Annotated in this window: 17 protein-coding genes; 5 read left to right on the top strand and 12 right to left on the bottom strand. The window is 70.7% G+C overall.

Going from position 1 to position 20,689, the window contains the following annotated elements:
- Positions 1-47 precede the first annotated feature (47 nt).
- From ACZ7CH_RS19730 to ACZ7CH_RS19715, 4 genes are read right to left on the bottom strand one after another with little or no spacing between them, the layout of a single operon-like run.
- Positions 48-1,040 (bottom strand): TIGR03842 family LLM class F420-dependent oxidoreductase, encoded by a 993-nt coding sequence (locus ACZ7CH_RS19730; protein ID WP_360391594.1) that lies wholly within the window; start codon positions 1,038-1,040, stop codon positions 48-50.
- A 12-nt stretch (positions 1,041-1,052) separates the two neighbouring features.
- Positions 1,053-2,438, bottom strand: coding sequence for a dihydropyrimidinase (hydA, locus tag ACZ7CH_RS19725; protein WP_470374497.1), 1,386 nt, complete (start codon positions 2,436-2,438; stop codon positions 1,053-1,055).
- Positions 2,435-3,277: a nitrilase-related carbon-nitrogen hydrolase gene (locus ACZ7CH_RS19720; RefSeq protein WP_470374496.1), complete on the bottom strand. Its 843-nt coding sequence runs from the start codon at positions 3,275-3,277 to the stop codon at positions 2,435-2,437. The genes hydA and ACZ7CH_RS19720 overlap by 4 nt, the downstream gene beginning before the upstream one ends.
- Positions 3,274-4,782: an NCS1 family nucleobase:cation symporter-1 gene (locus ACZ7CH_RS19715; RefSeq protein WP_360391585.1), complete on the bottom strand. Its 1,509-nt coding sequence runs from the start codon at positions 4,780-4,782 to the stop codon at positions 3,274-3,276. Before ACZ7CH_RS19715 ends, ACZ7CH_RS19720 begins: the two co-directional genes overlap by 4 nt.
- A 153-nt stretch (positions 4,783-4,935) precedes the next feature.
- Here ACZ7CH_RS19715 and ACZ7CH_RS19710 point away from each other — a divergent pair, with 153 nt between their 5' ends.
- Positions 4,936-5,667 (top strand): alpha/beta hydrolase-fold protein, encoded by a 732-nt coding sequence (locus tag ACZ7CH_RS19710; protein WP_458431169.1) that lies wholly within the window; start codon positions 4,936-4,938, stop codon positions 5,665-5,667.
- Here the strand turns inward: ACZ7CH_RS19710 and ACZ7CH_RS19705 are convergent.
- The 4 genes from ACZ7CH_RS19705 to ACZ7CH_RS19690 all read right to left on the bottom strand — a co-directional run bounded on the left by ACZ7CH_RS19705 (position 5,630) and on the right by ACZ7CH_RS19690 (position 9,351).
- Positions 5,630-6,151, bottom strand: coding sequence for a hypothetical protein (locus ACZ7CH_RS19705; RefSeq protein WP_470374495.1), 522 nt, complete (start codon positions 6,149-6,151; stop codon positions 5,630-5,632). The two genes, ACZ7CH_RS19710 and ACZ7CH_RS19705, sit on opposite strands and share 38 nt — an antisense overlap.
- A 51-nt stretch (positions 6,152-6,202) precedes the next feature.
- Complete coding sequence (locus ACZ7CH_RS19700) at positions 6,203-7,915, bottom strand: hypothetical protein (protein ID WP_470374494.1); 1,713 nt, start codon at positions 7,913-7,915, stop codon at positions 6,203-6,205.
- 32 nt (positions 7,916-7,947) lie between these two features.
- On the bottom strand, positions 7,948-8,556 hold the full coding sequence (locus ACZ7CH_RS19695; protein ID WP_470374493.1) for a class I SAM-dependent methyltransferase: 609 nt from the start codon (positions 8,554-8,556) through the stop codon (positions 7,948-7,950).
- An 87-nt stretch (positions 8,557-8,643) separates the two neighbouring features.
- Positions 8,644-9,351 carry a MerR family transcriptional regulator gene (locus tag ACZ7CH_RS19690; protein ID WP_470374492.1) on the bottom strand — a complete coding sequence of 236 codons (708 nt, stop codon included), beginning with the start codon at positions 9,349-9,351 and terminating at the stop codon, positions 8,644-8,646.
- Positions 9,352-9,480: 129 nt separating this feature from the next.
- On the opposite strand from ACZ7CH_RS19690, the gene ACZ7CH_RS19685 reads away from it, so the two are divergent.
- Entirely contained in the window at positions 9,481-9,897 is a 417-nt protein-coding gene (locus tag ACZ7CH_RS19685; protein WP_360391569.1) for a hypothetical protein, read from the top strand.
- Between the two features lie 36 nt (positions 9,898-9,933).
- Here ACZ7CH_RS19685 and ACZ7CH_RS19680 read toward each other — a convergent pair whose 3' ends face one another.
- Positions 9,934-11,526 (bottom strand): PucR family transcriptional regulator, encoded by a 1,593-nt coding sequence (locus ACZ7CH_RS19680; protein ID WP_470374491.1) that lies wholly within the window; start codon positions 11,524-11,526, stop codon positions 9,934-9,936.
- A gap of 106 nt (positions 11,527-11,632) precedes the next feature.
- Here ACZ7CH_RS19680 and ACZ7CH_RS19675 point away from each other — a divergent pair, with 106 nt between their 5' ends.
- Positions 11,633-12,916, top strand: a complete 1,284-nt coding sequence (locus tag ACZ7CH_RS19675) for an aspartate aminotransferase family protein (RefSeq protein WP_360391563.1) — start codon at positions 11,633-11,635, stop codon at positions 12,914-12,916.
- Complete coding sequence (locus tag ACZ7CH_RS19670) at positions 12,913-14,409, top strand: CoA-acylating methylmalonate-semialdehyde dehydrogenase (protein WP_470374490.1); 1,497 nt, start codon at positions 12,913-12,915, stop codon at positions 14,407-14,409. The genes ACZ7CH_RS19675 and ACZ7CH_RS19670 overlap by 4 nt, the downstream gene beginning before the upstream one ends.
- Before the next feature lie 111 nt (positions 14,410-14,520).
- Here ACZ7CH_RS19670 and ACZ7CH_RS19665 read toward each other — a convergent pair whose 3' ends face one another.
- A complete protein-coding gene (locus ACZ7CH_RS19665; protein WP_470374489.1) occupies positions 14,521-16,578 on the bottom strand; it encodes an elongation factor G-like protein EF-G2 in 2,058 nt (685 codons plus the stop codon).
- Positions 16,579-16,825: 247 nt separating this feature from the next.
- Between ACZ7CH_RS19665 and pdxS the strand changes: the two genes are divergently transcribed.
- Positions 16,826-17,719 (top strand): pyridoxal 5'-phosphate synthase lyase subunit PdxS, encoded by an 894-nt coding sequence (pdxS, locus tag ACZ7CH_RS19660; protein WP_179953702.1) that lies wholly within the window; start codon positions 16,826-16,828, stop codon positions 17,717-17,719.
- A 63-nt stretch (positions 17,720-17,782) separates the two neighbouring features.
- Here the strand turns inward: pdxS and helR are convergent, their stop codons facing one another.
- Both helR and ACZ7CH_RS19650 read right to left on the bottom strand, forming a co-directional pair.
- Positions 17,783-19,963 (bottom strand): RNA polymerase recycling motor ATPase HelR, encoded by a 2,181-nt coding sequence (gene helR / locus ACZ7CH_RS19655; protein WP_470374488.1) that lies wholly within the window; start codon positions 19,961-19,963, stop codon positions 17,783-17,785.
- 89 nt (positions 19,964-20,052) lie between these two features.
- Positions 20,053-20,667, bottom strand: coding sequence for a hypothetical protein (locus ACZ7CH_RS19650; RefSeq protein WP_470374487.1), 615 nt, complete (start codon positions 20,665-20,667; stop codon positions 20,053-20,055).
- Between the last annotated feature and the right edge of the window lie 22 nt (positions 20,668-20,689).

The following is a 20,689-nucleotide window of genomic DNA, read 5'->3' as shown; positions in this document are numbered from 1 at the left end:
CAACGGTAGCGGCGGGGTCTGACAGTTCTGGATCGCCGCAGGTCAGCTCACACCGCTGGGATCACCGACGACCCGTAGGCGTCGCGCGTCTTGTCCTTCTCGTCGTGCATCAGGTACAGCGCGAAGTTGTCGACCCCGATCTCCTTCAGCTCCTGCAACCGTTCCACGTGCGCCGACTCCGGTCCCACGAGGCAGAACCGGTCCACGATCGCGTCCGGCACGAAGTCCGTGGACCGGTTGCCCGCCTTGCCGTGGTGGGAGTAGTCGTAGCCCTCGCGGTCCTTGATGTAGTCGGTGAGCGCCTTCGGCACCGCGCCCGAGTCCCCGTACCGCGCGACGAGGTCCGCGACGTGGTTGCCGACCATCCCGCCGAACCACCGCAGCTGGTCCCGCTGGTGCGCCAGGTCCGTCCCGACGTACGCGGGGGCCGCCACGCACATCGTGATGGCGGACGGGTCCCTGCCCGCCGCGACGGCCGCCTCGCGCACCGAGCCGATCGTCCAGCGGGCGATGTCCGGGTCCGCGGTCTGCAGGATGAACCCGTCGGCCTGCTCACCGACCATCTTCAGCGCGCGCGGACCGTAGGCGGCCATCCACACTTCGAGCTTTCCGTTGCGCACCCACGGGATCTGCACCGCCGTGCCGTGGTGTTCCACGGAACGGCCCTCGGCCAGTTCCTTGATCACGTGCATCGCGGAGCCCAGGGTGGCCAGCGAGGAGGGCTTCTGGCCGATCACGCGGCGGGCCGAGTCGCCGCGGCCGATGCCGCAGACCGTGCGGTTGCCGAACATGTCGTTCAAGGTCGCGAACAACGACGCCGTCACCGACCAGTCGCGGGTGGACGGGTTGGTGACCATCGGGCCGACGACGAGGTCGCGGGTAGCGGCCAGGACCTGCGAGTAGATGACGAACGGCTCCTGCCACAGCACGCAGGAGTCGAACGTCCAGCCGTAGCGGAAACCGCAGTCCTCGGCCGCGCGGAGGCCCTCCACCACGTCCCGTGCCGGCGGGTCGGTCTGCAGCACTACACCGAAGTCCACGACGGACTCCTCTCAGACGAGGTACTGGTTGAGGTCACGCGACACGAAGCGGCCGTGGCCCGTCGAACCGCGGTAGGCGCCGTCCGAAACCACCTTGCGGCCGCGGGAGAACACCGTGTCCACGCGGCCGGTGACCTCGAAGCCCTCGTAGGCCGAGTAGTCCACGGCCATGTGGTGGGTCTCCGCGGAGATCGTCTGCGTGGCCGACGGGTCGTAGACCACCACGTCCGCGTCGGCTCCCGGTGCGATCACGCCCTTGCGCGGGTACATGCCGAACATGCGCGCCGGCGTCGTCGACACGATCTCCACCCAGCGCTCGCGGGTGATCTCGCCCTTCACCACGCCCTGGTGCAGCAGGTCGACGCGGTGCTCGACGCCGGGCATGCCGTTGGGGATCTTGGAGAAGTCGCCGACGCCCAGCTGCTTCTGGTCCTTGAAGCAGAACGGGCAGTGGTCGGTGCTCACGACGGACAGGTCGTTCGTCCGCAGGCCCCGCCACAGCGACGACTGGTGCTCCTTGGGGCGCAACGGCGGCGACGCCACGTACTTCGCACCTTCGAAACCGGGCCGGGCCATGTCCTCCAGCGACAGGTACAGGTACTGCGGGCACGTCTCGGCGAACACGTTCTGGCCGGTGTCCCGCGCGGCTGTGACGGCGTCCAGCGCCTGCGCGGCCGACAGGTGCACGACGTACAACGGAGCACCGGTGACGCGGGCCAGCTGGATGGCGCGGGACGTGGCCTCGCCCTCCAGCTCCGGCGGGCGGGTCAGGCCGTGCTGCACCGGGTCGCCCAGGCCGTTCGCCAGCGCCTGCGCGACGAGCTGGTCGATCGCGATGCCGTTCTCCGCGTGCATCATGATCGTGGCACCGGTCTCGCGGGCCTTCTGCATGGCGCGCAGGATCTCGCCGTCGGTGGCGTAGAAGACACCGGGGTAGGCCATGAACATTTTGAAGCTGTTCACGCCTTGAGCGATGCAGGACTCCACCTCCTTGAGCGACTGGTCGTTCACGTCGGAGATGATCATGTGGAAGCCGTAGTCGACCGCGCAGTTGCCGTCGGCCTTGGCATGCCACCTGTCCAGTGTGGACAGCAACGAGGAACCCTTGGGCTGCAAGGCGAAGTCGACGATCGTGGTGGTGCCGCCCCACGCCGCCGCGGTCGTGCCGGTCTCGAACGTGTCGGCGGACTGCGTGCCGCCGAACGGCATCTCCATGTGAGTGTGCACGTCGATGCCGCCGGGGATCACGTACTTCCCGGCCGCGTCGACCACCTCGTCCGCCTGGACGGGGAAACCGGGCGTCACGAGGGCGGCGATGTGCTCGCCGTCGATCAGCACGTCCGCGGCGTGCGAACCGGTCGCGTTGATCACCAGGCCGTTCTTGACCAGGACGCTCACGGCGTCACCAGGCCCTCGTAGGTGTCCGGGCGGCGGTCGCGGTAGAACGCCCACGTGTCGCGGACCTCGGTGAGCAGGTCGAGGTCGAGGTCGCGCACCACGAGCTCCTCCTCGGTGTCCGAAGCGGCCTCGCCGACGAGCTGCCCGCGCGGCGAGACGAAGTACGTCTGGCCGTAGAACTCGTTGTCGCCCAGCGGTTCCACGCCGACCCGGTTGATGGCGCCGACGAAGTACTCGTTCGCCACGGCCGCGGCGGGCTGCTCCAGCCTCCACAGGTACTCCGACAGCGACCGCGACGTCGCCGACGGGTTGAACACGATCTTCGCGCCCGCGAGGCCGAGCGCGCGCCAGCCCTCGGGGAAGTGGCGTTCGTAGCAGATGTAGACGCCGATGCGGCCCACGGCGGTGTCGAACACCGGGTACCCGAGGTTGCCCGGCTTGAAGTAGAACTTCTCCCAGAAGCCCTTGACCTGCGGGATGTGGTTCTTGCGGTACTTGCCGAGGTAGGTGCCGTCGGCGTCGATCACCGCGGCGGTGTTGTAGTACACGCCCGGCTGCTCCACCTCGTACATCGGCACGATCAGCACGATGTTGTTCTGCGCGGCGATCTCCTTCATCAGCTCCGTCGTGGGGCCGTCCGGGATCGCCTCGGTGTAGGAGTAGAAGTCCGCGTCCTGCACCTGGCAGAAGTACGGGCCGTAGAAGAGCTCCTGGAGACACAGGACCTGTGCGCCCTGCGATGCGGCGGTGCGGATGTGCTCGACCGCGTTCGCGATCATCGACTCCTTGTCGCCCGTCCACTTCTGCTGGACGAGCGCCGCCCGGATGACGTTGCTCACCTGGTCGTCTCCTTCGCCTTGGTGTCCTTGAGTGCGAGGAAAACCAGGAAGCCGGCGGCGAAGCCGACGACCCAGTTGTAGTCGTAGAGCGGCTTGAGGAACGGGATGAGCCCGTCCGCGGGGAACGGCCCGCCGTGGGCGCCGCCGACCGCGAGCACGCCGCCTGCCAGCGTCGCCACCACGGCCCGCCAGTTCCAGCCGCCGTTGAACCAGTACGCGCCGCGCCCGTCGAGGTAGAGGTCCTCCAGGTGCAACCGGGTCTTCTTGATCACCCAGTACCCGGCCACGAACACGCCTGCCACGCTCGCCAGCAGGCCGCCGTAGAACCCGAGCCACGCGAAGATGTAGATGCTCGGGTCGGAGATCAGCCGCCACGGCTGGATCAGGATGCCGACCACACCGGTGATCAGGCCGCCGACCGCGAACGTGATGCGCCGCGGGAACGCGTTCGAGAAGTCGTAGGAGGGGCTGACCACGTTCGCCGCGAGGTTCGCCGAGATCGTCGCGAGCACCAGCGAGATCAGTGCGACCAGCACGAGCGGCGTGCTGTCGAACCGGGACGCGAGATCCGCCGGGTCCCAGATCGCCTCGCCGTAGAGCGCCTGCGCGCCCGACGTCGTGAGGATGGCGACGATCGCGATGAACGACATCGTGGTCGGCAGCCCGAGGACCTGACCGGTCACCTGCTTGCGCTGGCTGCCGCCGAACCGGGTGAAGTCCGGCATGTTGAGGCTGAGCGTCGACCAGAACGCGATCATGCCCATCAGCGCGGGGAAGAACACCTTCCAGAAGTCCGGTCCCCAGCCGAGCTTGCTGCCGGTCTGCAGGATCGGCCCGAACCCGCCCGCCTTGACCAGCACGTACCCCAGCAGGACCAGGAAGCCGACGCTCACCAGCGGCGCCGTCCAGTTCTCGAACCGCCGGATCGCCTCCATGCCGCGCCAGATCACCAGCATCTGCACGACCCAGAAACCGAGGAAGCACAACCACAGCGTCCACGGCTGACCGCCCACTTCGGACGCTCCCGTCCAGCCCTCGCCGGCCAGCCGGCCGATGATGACGTGCAGCGCCTTGCCGCCCACCCACGTCTGGATGCCGAACCACGCGCACGCGATGAACGCCCGCAGCAACGCCACCAGGTTCGCGCCGCGGATGCCGTAGAAGGCCCGCGCGAACACCGGGAACGGGATGCCGTACTTCGTACCCGCGTGGCTGTTCAGCAGCATCGGGACCAGCACGACCAGGTTGCCGAGCGTGATCGTGAGGAACGCCTGCACCCAGTCCATCCCCAGCGCGATCAGGCTCGCGGCGAGCGTGTAGCTCGGGATGTTGTGCGCCATGCCCATCCACAGCGCGAAGAAGTTGTACGTCGACCACGTCCGCTGCTCGACCGGCACGGGCGCGAGCTCGGGGTTGTAGAACCTGCTGTCCTGGATGGGACGAACATCGCTGAGCTCGACGCGGCCATCGGGTGTGACCTGGGGCGATGAGGCCTCAACTGCCATCGTTCAACCCCCTGTTACGCTGCTGAAACAACGCGAACGCGGTCGGTTCCATCCCGGAATCCTGGGTCCACCGCTGTATGCGTGGCAGTGTCAGAGTGTCCACGCTTCGCATGATCGGCGCACATTGTGTGCGTTGCGTGGAAGACTCGTCCCATGGGGATCTCGCGCCGCGCGCTGCTACTCGGGGGAGCCGGCGCGCTCGGAGCCGCCGGAGTGGCCGGTGCCCTGACTCCGCGCGGCCGCCGCCTGCTGGGCTGGACCGGCCCCGACGGCGTGGTGCCCGAGGTGGCGCCGGTTTCCGTGACACCGGCGCCGTGGGGTGCGTGGATGGGCGGCGGTGACGGTCCGGTGGTGCTCGTGCTGCACGGCCGTGGCGGCAGCGTGCGGTGGTGGGAGCAGGTGGGCCTGCCCGAGTTCCTCGCCGCCTCCGGTCTCCGCCTGCGCCTCGCCGTCCTCAACGGCGCCGACGACTACTGGGTCGGCCTGACGCCACCGGTGCCGTTCGACGCCGCGCTGGGCATCTCGATGGGCGGCTTCGGCGTGCTCGGCATCGCGACCAGGCAGCCGTTGCGCGCGGTGGCGGCGATCAGCCCGGCCGTCTTCCCCACCTGGCAGGACGCCGAACGCATCCACGGCTTCGCCTCACGCGAGGCGTGGGAGGCGAACGAGCCGCTGCTGCGCGCCACGTCGATCGACTCGCCCGTCGGCATCTGGTGCGGGCAGGAGGACCCGTTCCACGACGCGGCCGCGGACCTGGCGCGCAAGGCGCGGGCGCAGGTGGGGTCGTTCGAGCACGGCGCGCACGACGTGCACTACTGGCGGCGGGTGCTGCCGGAGGCGCTGCGGTTCATCGGCGACCGCCTCGGTGGGAGTGCACTGCCCTGACCCGCACGACGGCTGTGCCCGCCTTCCTGTCGTGCCACGTCCGCGTGCCCCGCAGGTCCAGGCTCTCCACCGCCGACAACGCCAGCAGCGTCACCCCGCTGACCAGCACCAGCGGCCCCAGCCACCCCGCCTGCCCGGTGCCGAGGTGCTCACCGGCCACGACCCACGGCTGCTGCCACCCCAGCCCCGCCATGAACGCCGGCTCGCGCCACCCGAGGCCGGTCAGGACGAGCGCGACCCCCGCACCCGGCAACGCCGTCGTGATCAGCGCGCGGGCCAGCACCTTCTTGTTCCGGAAGCCCGTGGCGGGACCGACGACGCGCAGGCCGGTCAGGGCCTTGCCGAGGGTGTTGAGGCGCAGCAGGGCGGCGTCGTAGACAGCGGCGACGGCCACCACGGCCACCGGTTCGTGCACCAGCGGCCAGGTCACGACCAGCACGAGGAGCCAGTCGAGAAGGCGGGCCGTGAACCGACGAGCGAGCATGACTCACGCTAAGCGCCTGCAACGGGCCATAAGGTGCCAGTTCAAGGCCACTTAGCGGCAGCCCGTCTCCTCCATTGCGCGGATCATGCTGCGGAGTCGATCTTGTTTTTGTGCGTTTTCCAGGTCCTCGTAGACCACCAAGGCCTTCTGGGCGTGGAAGATCGCTTCAGCGCTGCGGTCAAGGCGGTGAAGCGCCGAGGCGAGGCCGTGATGAGCGCTCGCGGTGAGCGAGTGGCCGGACTGGCTGCCCGCCAATTCCTTCAGCGCGCGCTGAAAGTGGTGTACAGCTTTATCGGGGCGATCCAACATCGCCCATGTGGAAGCCAGCACGATGGAAGCTGCGCCGGCTTGCTGTGAGTCGCGGTTCGCAGTCGCGAAGTCGCGAATTTCCTCGAAACCCTTGAGGAGCTCTTTCTCGCTGAACGCGATGAGGAAACTCGCGATAGCGTGTTCGCGGCCGAGCAGCTTGTCCGCGTTGTCGGCGAGATTCGCATCTTCAATCCGTTTTCGCGCAAGCTGAACAGCTGCGACCCATCCGGTTGCGGCGGAGACGAAGTAAGCCGGAGCTTCCGATCGGATTCGGGCGAAGTCGGCCAGCGCCCAAGCCAGCACGAGGGATTCCGCGGGGCGGCCGGACTGGTGAGCCATGGCCGCTGTCGCGATCAGTGCCTTCACGTGCGCTTCTGCCCACCCCACGCTGTCGGGATCCGCGTCGGCCAGAGCGGCGAGTGCGCGCTCGCCGAAGTGGCGGACCAGCCGGTCTTCGGCTTCGGTGCGCAGGTCGACCGGATCGGCTTCGATGCTGTGCAGCGCGTAGTCCCGGATGAGGTCGTGGAACCGGTTCTGCTGGTCCACGAGGCTCGCGTTGCGCAGGTCGCGCAGCATGCGCTTCGCCGTCATCAGGTCGACCTCGGCGAGCGCGGCGGCTCCTTCGACGGTCACCTCGTCGCCGGGGTGCAGGGCGAGCAGGCCGAAGAACCGTTGGTGCTGCTGTGAAAGCATCTGGTACGACAGGTCGAACGCGGCCCGGACGTCCCTGTCGTCGTCGACGAGCAAACCCAGTCGCGCCGAGCGGAAGTCAGCGGCCCAGTCGTTGTCCGGATCGCTCGCCTTGAGCGCCCGCATGATCGACAAGGCGAGCGGGAGGCGTCCGCACAACGTGGCCAGCTCGCGGTCACCGACGAGCTCTGCCGCGGCCGGGGCGTCGAGCACGCCGAGGTCGAGCGGGACCGCTCCGTCCAGGCTGGTGAGCCGATGGCGGCTCGTCACGACGACCTGGTGTTCCGCGACGATGAGCGGCCGGACCTGAGCGGCGGTGTGCACGTTGTCGAGGACGATCAGCATGCGGTCACACGCGGCGACCAGGGAGCGGAAGAGAGCGGCTTTGTCCGCCTCGGCGGGCGGGATGTCGGCGACGCCCAGCGACCGCAGGAACGAGTCGAGGGCGTGGGACGCCGTCGTGCGCCGAGACCTGTCGTAGCCGTGGAAGTTCCAGAACAGCCGCCCGCCGGGGAACTCCTGGCACTCGGCGTGCCGCAGCACCAGCTCGGTCTTGCCGGTTCCCGCGAGCCCGGACACGACGACGAACCGGGTCGCGGCCAGCACCGCCAACTCGTCGGAGCGGCCGACGAAGGCAGCGGTGGACGGGGGCAGGCCGGCGAGTGCGGTCATCGGGGCGGCCGCGTGCACGGCGTCGATGTTCACGGTGCCGATCTGGGTGGCCTGCACGGCCTGACCATGGTTGTTGCCGTGCAGTTCGTTCATCCCGGCATTGTGCCATCCGACCCCGAACGAGGTCAGCGCGCGAACTCGGCCACCCACCGCCCGTCCGCGCGCCGGATCGACCGCGCGCTCAGCCCGTCCGTCGCGAACGCCTCGACCTCGGCCGGCGTCAACGGCCACGGTGGGCCGTCCGGCTCCGGGCCCTCGTCCCGCGCCACGGCCAGCACCAGCAGCGTCGACCTCACGAGCGAGGCGACGCGTCCGGTGGCCTGAGCGTGCAGCGCCACAGGCAGCGCCTGCACGGTCATGTTCTCCACCACCAGGTCGAACGCGCGGTGCCACGCGGCCGGCGGGGCGAGCAGGTCGGCCACCTCGTAGGAGACCTTCGTCTGCGGAAACCGCGCGCGGGTCGTGGCGATGGCACTGGGGGAGATGTCGAACGCGGTCACGTCGAAGCCGAGTGTGGCCAGGTACTCGGAGTCGCGGCCGTAGCCGCAGCCCACGACCAGCGCGGTGCGGCCGCTGCCGTCGATGCCGTCGGCCCACTCGACCAGGTGCGGTTGCGGGGTGTTCTTGTCCCAGGGGACGGCGGCCGTGCCGGCGTCGGCCTCCGCGTACAGGTCCTCGAACCACCCGGTGGGGTTGGCGGCGGCCAAGCGGCGGGTGTCGTCGTCAGCGGACATGACACCTTTCTACCGGGTACTTGCAGACGCCAGCGAAGCCAGGAGCGGGAGCTCGGGGCGGCGAAGGCGCAACAGCTGGCAACCTGCTCAGCGTGCCGCGCGGGCCTGTGCCAGGTAGTCGAGCAGCCCGTCGTCCGCGGGCCACCCGAGCTGCGCGCTGGTCGCCGCCCGGTTCTCCGCCCACGACCGCTGCGCCGCCGCCTTGACCGCCGGGTCGTCGCCGGTGAACCGCGCGCCCAGCGCGTCCCACTGCCGGGACAGCTCGACGACGCGGGGGTCGGTCGCGGGGGTGCCGTCGGCCAGGTGGCCGCGCAGCCGGGAGACCAGGTCGAGCCACGAGGCCTTCAGCGCCTCCACGGCCTCGCCGCCCATCTCGGCGGCACGGGAACGCAGGTCCGACAGCTGGTCTGCGGTGAAGTAGCTCTCGTACACGGACATCAACTCCAAAGTGGACAGAAGGGACTCCGGTGAGTCCTCGGTGAGCAGGCCGGCGATCCGCGAGCGCAATGCCTCCACCTGCCGCGCCCGGGCCGTCAGGGCCGCCAGCTGCGCCTCGAAGAGCGGGCGCAGCGAGTCCGAAGAGGACAGTGCGGACCGCACCTCCTCCAGGGAGAGACCGAGCTGGCGCAGTGATCTCACCTGATAGAGGCGGCGGACGTCGGCGGGTGTGTACCGACGGTGACCGGACGGCGTGCGCTCCGAGGCGACGACCAGGGCGATCTCGTCGTAGTGGTGAAGGGTGCGGACGGTCAGGCCACTTGCTCTGGCCAGGTCACCGATGCTCCAGCGGGTCACATGACGACGGTAGGACCTCCCGTGGGGTGAGGTTCAACCTCCGGATCACACGATCGAGCGCCTAAACATCCGAACCGGAACAGCCGATGAAATCGAAGATCGGTCCCCAAACCCAGATTGAGGAAAACTGTGTCTCGTTCCGGACTCCTCCGTGCCGCCGCCCTCCTCGCCGCCGGTGCGGCCCCGCTGCTCGCGGGTACGGCCAACGCGGCCGAGGCCCCCGTGCTCGACGGTGGTGTGCCCGACGTCGGCGCGGACCAGCTGATCTCCGACGCCAAGCGGCACGTCGACATCCTCGAGGTGGACAAGGCCGTCAAGCTGCCGACCGTGAGCGCGCCGGTGGGCGAGAAGACGGCGACGCTGGCCCTTCCGCGGGAGCGCAGCGCCGCGAACCCGGTCGCGCCCGAGCTGGGTTCGCTGCCCGGCACCCCGAGCGCGGAGACGCTGCTCGCCGGTTCGCAGTTCGGCGGCCTGCAGACCCCGCAGCTGTCGGACCTGCCCACCAACACCGTGCTGTCCGGCATCCTGCCGACGATCAACGGCTGAGCAGCGCCCGAAGCGGACGGGCCCGTGCCGGAGTCGTCACGGGCCCGTTTCGTGCACCAGCAGCGCCACGTGGAGCGACAGCACCGACTCCGGGTCCTCCAGCGAGACCCCGAGCACCTGTTCGATCCGGGCCAGCTGCTGGTAGTAGGCGGTGCGGGAGAGGTGGGCCGCCGCGGCGGCCGCCGACTTGTTGCCGCCGTTCTCGCACAGGCACCGCAGCAGCTCCACCAGCCGTGAGCCCTGCGCCGCGTCGCGGGCGAGCAACGGGCCCAGCTCGCGGTCCGCGAACGCGCGCACCCGTTCGTCCTCGCGCAGCAGGTGCAGCAGACCGCGCAACCGCACGTCGTCCAGCCGGTGGTACAGCTGGGTTCCCGGCGCACGCAACGCCGCACCGGCCACGTGTGCTGCCTCGCCCAGCGAGCGGCGAACGTCCGCTGTGGACGACACGGTCGTGCCCACGGCGATCACCACCGCGCCCGCCGCCGTCCGGTGGACCTCGCGTGCGACCTTGCGCAGCACACCTTCCACCCCGACGGTCACGGGCACCGACAGCAGGGCCCGCACGGACGTGTCGTCCACGACGCCGACCAGTGCCGCGACCGTCACCCGCCGCCCCGCCAGCGCCGTGGCCTCGGCGAGGTCGCGCAGGACCTCCTGCGTCGCAAGCGTTTGCCCGTGCCCGCCGGACACCGGCCGGACCGCCACGCCGATCAGCTGCCGGCGTTCCAGCGGCACCCCCAGCGCCGCCGCCCGCGCGCCCAGGTCGGGTGCGGCGGGGGACTGGCCCAGCAGCTGCGCCAGCAACGTCCGGTGCGTCTGGCGTTCCAGCGACTCCCGGTCGCGTGCCACCAGGCGGTGCACGGCCAGCGCGGACGCCGCCCGCTCGGCCACCACGACGTGCCGGTGCGGCGGCGGTTCCGGTGACACCAGCACCAGCCGGCCCCAGTCCGCGCCGCGCGCGCCGACGATCGTCACGAGCCAGCCGGAGGCCGCGTGGTAGGCCGTCCGCTCGGCCACCGCCACCGCGCGCGAGCGCGCAGCCCAGTCGTCCAGCAGCAGCACCGGGTCGTGCCCGGCCGCGTCGTAGGCCAGCACGTCGTGGCCGAGCGTCTCCAGCACGACCGCGAGCCCCGACGTGCGCGCCACCTCGCGCAGCACCTCGGACGGCTCGGCACCCGCGACCGTCAGCGCCGTGAACGTCTCGTGCACCTGCTCCGCGGCCCGCAGCTCGGCCAGCTGGGCGTCCACGATCAACGCCACCACCGCCTCCGTCACGGCCACGTACCGCGTCTCGGCGGCGAGGGTGACCAGCGGCAACCCGTGCTGCTCCGCCGCGGTGACCAGGGCGGCGGGCACGTCGTCGCGCCACCGCCGCCCCAGCTCCACGACCAGGCCCGCGCACCCCACCGCGGCCAGCTCCCCGACGTAGCGGGCGAGGCCCGAGTCGGGCAGCATCACGCCGGTCGTCAGCACCAGCTCACCGCCGCGCAGCAACGGCGCGATGTCCGCGATCTCCGCCACGTGCACCCAGCGGACCCGCCGCGACAACCCCGCCGACCCGGCCACCAGGCGCGGCTTTCCCTGCCGGATCACCGGGAGGGCGACGACTTCGGCGACCGTCGGGTACATGGACACAACGTAATGCCAACCAGCCGATCCGGGTACAGGTTGTGCATGGCGGCGGACCCGTCACCCCAGCAGACTCGCGAGCAGGTGGAGACCCCTGGAGGACGTGATGGCCCACAAGGAGCTGCTGGCACGACACCGCGCGGTGATGCCGAAGTGGCTGGCCCTCTACTACGACGAGCCCATCGAGATCGCGAGCGCCGACGGGCGGCGGGTGACCGACAGCGAGGGCACGACCTACCTCGACTTCTTCGCGGGCATCCTGACCAACGCCATCGGCTACGACGTGGCCGAGATCAGCGACGCGATCCGCTCACAGCTCGACACCGGCGTGCTGCACAGCTCCACGCTCTACCTGATCAGGTCGCAGGTCGAGCTGGCGGAGAAGGTCGCGGAGCTGAGCGGCATCCCGGACGCCAAGGTGTTCTTCACGAACTCCGGCACCGAGGCCAACGAGACGGCGCTCATGCTCGCCACGCAGGCCCGCCGCAGCGAGCAGGTCCTGGCGCTGCGCAACAGCTACCACGGCCGCGCGTTCGCCACGACCGCGATCACCGGCAACCGCGGCTGGTCGGCCTCCGCGCTGTCGCCGATCAAGGTCAGCTGGGTGCACGGCGGCTACCGCTACCGCAGCCCGTTCAGGTCGCTGTCCGACGCCGACTACGTCAAGGCCTGCGTCGACGACCTGCGCGAGGTCATCGAGACCACCACGTCCGGTGACGTCGCGTGCATGATCGCCGAGCCGATCCAGGGCGTCGGCGGGTTCACCTCCCCGCCCGACGGCCTGTTCCGCGCGTTCAAGGACGTGCTGGACGAGTACGGGATCCTCTTCGTCTCCGACGAGGTGCAGACCGGCTGGGGCCGCACCGGCGAGCACTTCTGGGGCATCCAGGCGCACGACGTCGTGCCGGACGCGATGACGTTCGCCAAGGGTCTCGGCAACGGCCTCGCGATCGGCGGCGTGGTCGCCCGCGGCGACCTGATGGACACCATCACCGCCAACTCGATCTCCACCTTCGGCGGCAACCCGGTCTCCACCGCCGGCGCGCTGGCGACGCTGAACTACCTGCTCGACCACGACCTGCAGGCCAACGCGGCCAAGCTCGGCTCCCGGCTGATCGGCGGCCTGCGCGAGCTCGCGGAGCGGCACCCGGTGATCGGCGACGTGCGCGGCAAGGGCCTGATGGTCGGCGTCGAGCTGGTCGGTCCCGAGGGCGAGCCCAACCCCGGTGCGGCCACGACCGTGCTGAACGAGACCAGGGCGCTGGGCCTGCTCGTCGGCAAGGGCGGCCTCTACGGCAACGTCATCCGCCTCGCCCCGCCGATGACCCTCACCGAGGACGAGCTGGACGAGGCGCTGGGCATCCTCGCGCAGGCGGTGGCGCGCGCATGACCGGGCCCGGGATGATCAGGCACTGGATCGGCGGCAAGAGCTGGGCCGAGACGCCGGAGCGCACCGGCGACGTCTACGACCCGGCCACCGGCAAGGTGGCGAACCAGGTCGCGTTCGCGTCGGTGTCCGAAGTGGACACAGCGGCCGACACCGCCGCGAAAGCGTTTGCGCAGTGGCGCAACGCGTCGCTGGCGCAGCGTTCGACGGTGATGTTCAAGTTCCGCGAGCTGCTCAACGCGCGCAAGGGCGAACTGGCCGTGCTCGTCAGCTCCGAGCACGGCAAGGTGGTGTCCGACGCGGGCGGCGAGGTCCAGCGCGCCCTGGAGTCCGTCGAGTACGCGTGCGGCATCCCCACGTTGCTGCGGGGCGGTTTCAGCGAGAACGCCTCCACGAAGGTCGACGTCTACTCGATCCAGCAGCCGGTGGGCGTGGTCGGCGTGATCTCGCCGTTCAACTTCCCCGCGATGGTGCCGCTGTGGTTCGTGCCCACCGCAATCGCTTGCGGCAACACGGTGGTGCTCAAACCGTCCGAAAAGGACCCGAGTGCCTCGGTGTTCATCGCCGAGCTGTTCGCCGAGGCGGGGTTGCCCGACGGCGTGCTGAACGTCGTGCACGGCGACAAGGTGGCCGTTGATCGGCTGCTGGAACACCCGGTGGTCAGGGCGATCTCGTTCGTCGGCTCCACGCCGATCGCGAAGTACGTCTACGAGACCGGCACCGCGCACGGCAAGCGGGTGCAGGCGCTGGGCGGGGCCAAGAACCACATGGTGGTGCTGCCCGACGCCGACCTCGACCTGGCCGCCGACGCCGCGGTCTCGGCGGGCTTCGGCTCGGCGGGGGAGCGCTGCATGGCCGTCTCGGTGGTCGTGGCGGTCGGCCCGGTCGGCGACGAGCTGGTCGAGAAGATCAAGTCCAGGATCGCCGACGTCCAGGTCGGCTCCGGGCCGTCGTGCGAGATGGGACCGCTGGTCACCGGCGCCCACCGGGACAAGGTGACGTCCTACCTGGACGCCGGGGTCGAGGCGGGCGCGGTGCTCGCGGTCGACGGCCGCGACCACCCGATCGACGGCGACGCGAGCGGTTTCTGGCTCGGCCCGACCCTGTTCGACCACGTCGGCACGGACATGTCGGTCTACACCGACGAGATCTTCGGCCCGGTGCTGTCCGTCGTGCGCACCTCGACCTACGAGGAGGCGCTGGAGCTGGTGAACGCCAACCGGTACGGCAACGGCACCGCCATCTTCACCAACGACGGTGGCGCCGCGCGCCGGTTCCAGAACGAGGTGGAGGTCGGCATGGTCGGCGTGAACGTGCCGATCCCCGTGCCGGTCGCCTACTACTCCTTCGGCGGCTGGAAGGAGTCGCTGTTCGGGGACGCGCACGCCTACGGACCGCACGGCGTGCACTTCTTCACCCGCTCCAAGGTGGTCACCTCGCGCTGGCTGGACCCGTCGCACGGCGGGGTCAACCTCGGGTTCCCGCAGAACACCTAGCCCGGCGGGAAGCCGCGGGACGCGGCGGCGTCGGCGGAGGCGGGTCTCGTGCAGACGGCCCGCCTCCGCCGCGTGCCCGATCCGCGCGTCGGACACGCGGATCGACCGGGCCTACCGGCTCGTGCGCGCCGCCAGCGCCTCCGGGACCGGGTCGTAGCGGCAGAACCGGCGGGTGAACGTGCCGGTGCCCGAGGTCAGCGCGCGCAGCTCGACGGCGTAGCGCAGCAGCTCGCTCGACGGCACCTCCGCGCGGATCACCGTGCGGCCACCTTCGCCCGCCTCGGTGCCGAGCACCCGCCCGCGCCGCCCGGACAGGTCGCCCAGCACCGTGCCGAGGTGTTCGTCGGGCAAGCGGATCGCGAGCTCGTCCATCGGTTCGAGCAGCTGCGTGCGCCCGGTGGCGGCGGCCTCCTTCAACGCCAGCGCGCCGGCGGTCTGGAACGCCGCGTCCGACGAGTCGACCGAGTGCGCCTTGCCGTCGACGAGGGTCACCCGGACGTCCACCACCGGCGTGCCGTCGTGCAGGCCCTTCTCCAGCTGCGCGCGCACGCCCTTCTCGACGGAGGGGATGAACTGGTGGGGGACCGCGCCGCCGATGATCTTGTCGACGAACTCGAAGCCGGAGCCGCGCGGCAGCGGCTCGACGACGATGTCGCACACCGCGTACTGGCCGTGGCCCCCGGACTGCTTGACGTGCCGGCCGTGGCCCTTCGCCGGTCCCGCGAAGGTCTCCCGCAGCGGCACGCGCACCGGCTCGGTGTCGATCTCCGCGCCGCCCGCCCGCAGCCGTGCCAGCACGACGTCCGCGTGCGCCTCGCCCATGCACCACAGCACCAGCTGGTGCGTCTCGGCGTTGCGGTCCAGCCGCAGCGTGGGGTCGCCGGCGACGAGGCGGTTGAGGTTGCGCGCCAGGTTGTCCTCGTCGCTGCGGGTGCGCGGCACGACGGCAACGGGCAGCAACGGTTCCGGCATGTCCCACGGCGCCATGAGCAGCGGCTGCTCGGGCGCGGACACGGTGTCACCGGTCTCGGCGGTGGTCAGCTTGGTCAACGCGCACATGTCACCCGCCACGCAGTACGGCACCTCGCGCAGGTTCGACCCCAGCGGCGAGTAGATGTGCGCGACGCGTTCGTCGGTGTCGTGGTCCTCGTGCCCGCGGTCGGCCATGCCGTGCCCGGAGACGTGCACCGGCCGTTCGGGTCGCAGCGTGCCCGAGAAGACGCGGACCAGCGACACGCGGCCGACGTAGGAGTCCACGGCGGTGCGGACCACCTCGGCGACGAGTGGCCCGTCCGGGTCGGCGGCCATGCGGGGCTGCGGGATGCCGTCGACGGAGGTCACGTCGGGCACCGCGTGCTCCAGCGGTGACGGGAACGCCCGCGCGATGCCGTCGAGCAGCTCGGTCAGGCCCAGGCCGGTCGCGGCGCACACGGGCATCACGGGGTGGAACGACCCGCGCGAGACGGCGGTCTCCAGGTCGGCGATCAGCGTGTCCTGGTCGATGTCCTCCCCGGCCAGGTACCGGTCCATGAGGGTCTCGTCCTCGCTCTCGGCGATGATCCCCTCGATCAGCGCGGCCCGTTCCTCCGGGTAGTCGCCGCCCTGGGTCAGGAGCCCGACGAGCCGGTCGCCCTCCTGCACGTACAACGGCACCACGCCCGCGCCGAACGCCGCCTGGCACGCGAGCACCTCGGTGGTGAGATCGGCGCGATGGTGGTCCGTGCGCGTGACGACGACCGCACGCGGCATGCCCACCGACGCACACTCTTCCCACAACGCCACCGTTGCCGCGTCCACGCCCTCGAAGGCGTTGACGACGAAAAGGGCCGCGTCCGCGGCCCGCAGTCCTGCCCTGAGCTCCCCCACGAAGTCGACGTAGCCGGGGGTGTCGATCAGGTTGATCTTGATGTCCCCGTGCCGGACCGGTGCCACCGCGAGGCCGACCGACCGCTGTTGCCGCACCGCCGCCGGGTCGTGGTCGCAGACCGTCGTCCCCTCCGTGACCGATCCCGCGCGGCTGACCACGCCGGTGGCGGCGAGCAGGGCCTCGGTGAGCGTCGTCTTGCCAGAGCCGGACGGGCCGACGAGCACGACGTTGCGGACCTTGGCCGGGTCGTCCACAGCGACCGCGCCTGCCGAGGTGGTGTTGTCGGAGCCCTTGCTTCCCATGGCGACCTCCGTCAAGTCGTAGTGTCCGATCTCACACCCGTTCACCGGTGGTCACAAGCCCGGAAACCCGACCGGGTGCCGCCCGGTGCGCGAAGACAGTTCACAGCGGCGGTGGAGTGAGCAGCGTCACCACCTGCGGTTGACCGGAAAGTGGCCTTCTGTTTCGTGGCTCCAGTGGCTTGGGTCAGGGGGCCACGTCGGACGTAGCCTCTGGGGACCGACTTCCCCTCGTGAAAGGGTCCCCAGGGTGAGCACTGACCAGGTCACGGGCACTGCCCGCGTCAAGCGCGGCATGGCCGAGATGCTCAAGGGCGGCGTCATCATGGACGTGGTCGACGCCACCCAGGCGAAGATCGCGGAGGACGCCGGCGCCGTCGCCGTCATGGCGCTCGAACGCGTGCCCGCGGACATCCGCGCGCAGGGCGGCGTGGCCAGGATGAGCGACCCCGACCTGATCGACGGCATCATCAACGCCGTCTCGATCCCGGTGATGGCCAAGGCCCGCATCGGCCACTTCGTCGAGGCGCAGGTGCTCGCGTCGCTCGGTGTCGACTACATCGACGAGTCCGAGGTGCTCACGCCGGCCGACTACGCCAACCACATCGACAAGTGGGCGTTCACCGTCCCCTTCGTGTGCGGTGCGACGAACCTGGGCGAGGCGCTGCGCCGCATCACCGAGGGCGCGGCGATGATCCGCTCCAAGGGCGAGGCCGGCACGGGCGACGTCTCGAACGCCACCACGCACATGCGCAAGATCCGCCAGGAGATCCGCCGCCTGCAGAACCTGCCGGAGGACGAGCTGTACGTGGCCGCCAAGGAGCTCCAGGCGCCGTACGAGCTCGTGAAGGAGGTCGCGCAGAACGGCAAGCTGCCCGTGGTGCTGTTCACCGCCGGCGGCATCGCGACCCCGGCCGACGCCGCGATGATGATGCAGCTCGGCGCCGAGGGCGTGTTCGTCGGCTCCGGCATCTTCAAGTCCGGCAACCCGGCCCAGCGCGCCGAGGCCATCGTGAAGGCCACCACCTTCCACGACGACCCCGACGTCATCGCGAAGGTCTCGCGCGGCCTGGGCGAGGCCATGGTCGGCATCAACGTCGAGGACGTCCCGGAGCCGCACCGCCTGGCCGAGCGCGGCTGGTAACCGGTCCCGCGAGGAACGCCGAGGGGCCGCACCCACTCCGGGTGCGGCCCCTCCTCGCGTCCGTCAGCCCACCGGCCGCAACGAGCTCAACACCTCCGGCAACGGGCCGTGGTGCAGCACGCCGAGCCGTTGCGTGGCACGGGTCAGCGCCACGTACAGCTCCGCCGCCCCGCGCGGGCCGTCCGCGAGGATCCGCTCCGGCTCCACCACGAGCACCGAGTCGAACTCCAGGCCCTTCGTCTCCGCGGCGGGCACCGTGCCGGGCACGCCGGGCGGGCCGATCACGACGCTCGTGCCCTCCAGGGCCGCCTCCGCCGCGACGAACTCCTCGATCGCCGCCGGCAGCTCCGCGGTGCTCACCTGGCGGGCCCACGGCTGGACACCGTTGGCGCGCACCGACTCCGGGGCCTGCACGGCGGGTGCGAACTCGGCGAGCACGCGGGCGGCGACGGCCATGATCTCGGCCGGGGTGCGGTAGTTGACCGTCAGCGAGCGGTAGACCCAGCGGTCCTTCACGTACGGGTCGAGCATGTCGCCCCACGTCACGGCACCGGCGGCGGTGCGGCGCTGGGCCAGGTCACCGACGACGGTGAACGACCGGCCGGGGCAGCGCCGCATCAGCACCCGCCAGTCCATCTCGGACAGTTCCTGCGCCTCGTCGACGACGACGTGGCGGTAGGTCCAGTCGCGGTCGGCGGTGGCGCGTTCGGCGAGGGTGCGGGTGTCGTGCTCCACGAACCGGACGGCCAGGTCCTCCGCCCGCAGCAGGTCGGTGGCGAAGAGGTGGTCCTCGTCGTCCATGTGGTCCTGGCGGTTGGTCATGCTGTCCAGCACGGCCTCGGCGTAGGCGGTCTCGGCCTTGCGCTCCTCCAGCGCCGCCCGCTCGCGGGTCATCTCGGTGATCTTGTCGCGGCCCAGCAGGTCGTGCAGCTCGTCGAGCAGCGGCACGTCCGAGACCGTCCACGCGGCACCGTCGGCGCGCAGCAGCGCCGGGTCGCCGCCGGCCGCGGCCAGCAGGTCGGGTGAGGACAGCAGCGACGACAGCAGGGACTGCGGCGTCAGCACCGGCCACAGCTCGTCCACCGCGGCCAGGAACCGGTCGTCCTCCGCCAGGTCCTTCAGCAGGCCGGACCGCATGTCCTCCCAGCCCTGCTTGTCCTCGCGCGACAGCCAGCCCTTGCCGATGCGGGCGATCGCGCGCTCGGTCAGCACGTAGGTGACGATCTCCACGAACGTCGCGCGCGCCTCGTTGTGCGGCAGCCCGGTGTCGCGGGCCTCCTGGCGGGCCCACTCGGCGGTCTCGGCGTTGATGTGGACGGTGACGTCCTTCAGGCCGACGGGGATCGGCTCCTCCGGCAGGCGCTGGCGGCCGGCGATCGCGGCCGCGAGCACGTCGAGCATCTTCAGCGACCCCTTGAGCCGCGCGGCGTCCGCCGGGTCCTCCGCGGTGACCTTCAGGCCGGGCACGAAGTCGCCGGTGGTCATGAACACCACGTCGGACTCGCCCAGCGACGGCAGCACCCGCCCGATGTGGGTGAGGAACGCCGGGTTCGGGCCCACGACGAGCACGCCGTGGCGTTCCATCCGCTCCCGCTGCGTGTAGAGCAGGTACGCGACGCGGTGCAGCGCCACGACCGTCTTGCCGGTGCCGGGCCCGCCCTCGATCACCAGCACACCGGGGTGCTCGAGCCGGATGATCGCGTCCTGCTCGGCCTGGATCGTCGCCACGATGTCGCGCATGCCCTCGCCGCGCGGCGCGTTGACCGCCGCCAGCAGTGCCGCGTCCCCGCGCTCGCCGGCGTCGGGCCGGCCGAAGACCTCGTCGGTGAAGCCGACCAGCGCGCGCCGGTTCGTGTGGAACTGGCGCCGCCGCCGCATGCCCTCGGAGTTCGCGCCCGTGGCCGTGTAGAACGGCCGCGCGGACGGCGCCCGCCAGTCCAGCAGCACCGGCTCGAAGTCGCTCTCCTCGTCGAAGATGCCGATGCGGCCGATGTAGGACACCTCGCCGTCGAGGCTGTCGAGCCGCCCGAAGCACAGGCCGTCGTCGGCCACCTCCAGCCGCTTCATCTCCTTGTGCCGGGCGCGCACCTCCTGGTCGCGCTCCATGACCGTGCCGCCGGTGCCGCGCAACGCGCTGGTGAACGCCCCCTTCACGCGCGCACGGTCGGCATCCAGCCGTGCGTACAGATCAGCAACGTAGGCGCGCTCGGACTGCAGTTCTGCTTCGTACCCCTGGTTTGACACGTGTTCCCCAAGCGCCTGGTTGTGGCTTAGCGCGATGAGTTTGAGGGATGAACGGGGGCTTGTGGCAAGGGCCCCTGTCTGCTATATGGTTAAGTGGGCCGGGAGAAGCAGTAGGTCGTCCTGGTCTCCGGGTAGACCAGCGCCTGCCGGACGTCCGTCCCGCACGCGGCCCCGTCGGCGGTGTTCGCCAGCACCCTCACCCGCAAGCCCACCCCGGTGCACTCGACCGCCGCCAGGTCGGTCTTGAGCGTGAAGAACTCGTAGCACCGGCCGTCGGCGAACACCGGCACGAGGCACACGCCCAGCCGGCCGCTGTAGCGGTACCGCGCGTAGTTGTCCTTCTTCGAGCCGCTCGCCGCACCGCAGTCCTCGCCCTGGCGCTGCAGGCTGCCGACCACGTAGTTGTGGACGCCCGCCGCGCAGTCGACCGGCGTGTAGGTCGAGTCGAGCATGCCGCCCGCCACCCGCGCACAGTCGCCGAGGCGCGGCTCGTTCACGTCCTGCGGCGGCGTCCACGGCGTCGTGCTCGTCGGCGCGGCTTGGGTCTCGGGTGCCGGTTTCGTTGCCACGTAGTAGAAGGCGACGCCCAGCACGACGACGAGCGCGGCACCGGCGACCAGTGCGGCGCGGGCGATCCTGGCCGAACGCCGCTCCGGCGCCAGGTCGGGTTCCTCGGGCGAGAAGCTCGCGAACGGATCAGACATGTGTCCCCCCAGACGGTTTCCG

Source organism: Lentzea sp. NPDC037011 (genome assembly GCF_055607425.1).
Note: the sequence above shows the minus strand (reverse complement) of the source record. Positions and strands in the feature narration are given on the sequence as shown.

What these genes read in the sequence shown, in the direction of transcription:
- ACZ7CH_RS19715 (WP_360391585.1), bottom strand. Translation starts at nt 4,782, where the DNA reads ATGGCAGTTGAGGCCTCATCGCCCCAGGTCACACCCGATGGCCGCGTC.
- ACZ7CH_RS19710 (WP_458431169.1), top strand. Translation starts at nt 4,936, where the DNA reads ATGGGGATCTCGCGCCGCGCGCTGCTACTCGGGGGAGCCGGCGCGCTC.
- ACZ7CH_RS19705 (WP_470374495.1), bottom strand. Translation starts at nt 6,151, where the DNA reads ATGCTCGCTCGTCGGTTCACGGCCCGCCTTCTCGACTGGCTCCTCGTG.
- ACZ7CH_RS19700 (WP_470374494.1), bottom strand. Translation starts at nt 7,915, where the DNA reads ATGAACGAACTGCACGGCAACAACCATGGTCAGGCCGTGCAGGCCACC.
- ACZ7CH_RS19695 (WP_470374493.1), bottom strand. Translation starts at nt 8,556, where the DNA reads ATGTCCGCTGACGACGACACCCGCCGCTTGGCCGCCGCCAACCCCACC.
- ACZ7CH_RS19680 (WP_470374491.1), bottom strand. Translation starts at nt 11,526, where the DNA reads ATGTACCCGACGGTCGCCGAAGTCGTCGCCCTCCCGGTGATCCGGCAG.
- ACZ7CH_RS19675 (WP_360391563.1), top strand. Translation starts at nt 11,633, where the DNA reads ATGGCCCACAAGGAGCTGCTGGCACGACACCGCGCGGTGATGCCGAAG.
- ACZ7CH_RS19670 (WP_470374490.1), top strand. Translation starts at nt 12,913, where the DNA reads ATGACCGGGCCCGGGATGATCAGGCACTGGATCGGCGGCAAGAGCTGG.
- ACZ7CH_RS19665 (WP_470374489.1), bottom strand. Translation starts at nt 16,578, where the DNA reads ATGGGAAGCAAGGGCTCCGACAACACCACCTCGGCAGGCGCGGTCGCT.
- ACZ7CH_RS19650 (WP_470374487.1), bottom strand. Translation starts at nt 20,667, where the DNA reads ATGTCTGATCCGTTCGCGAGCTTCTCGCCCGAGGAACCCGACCTGGCG.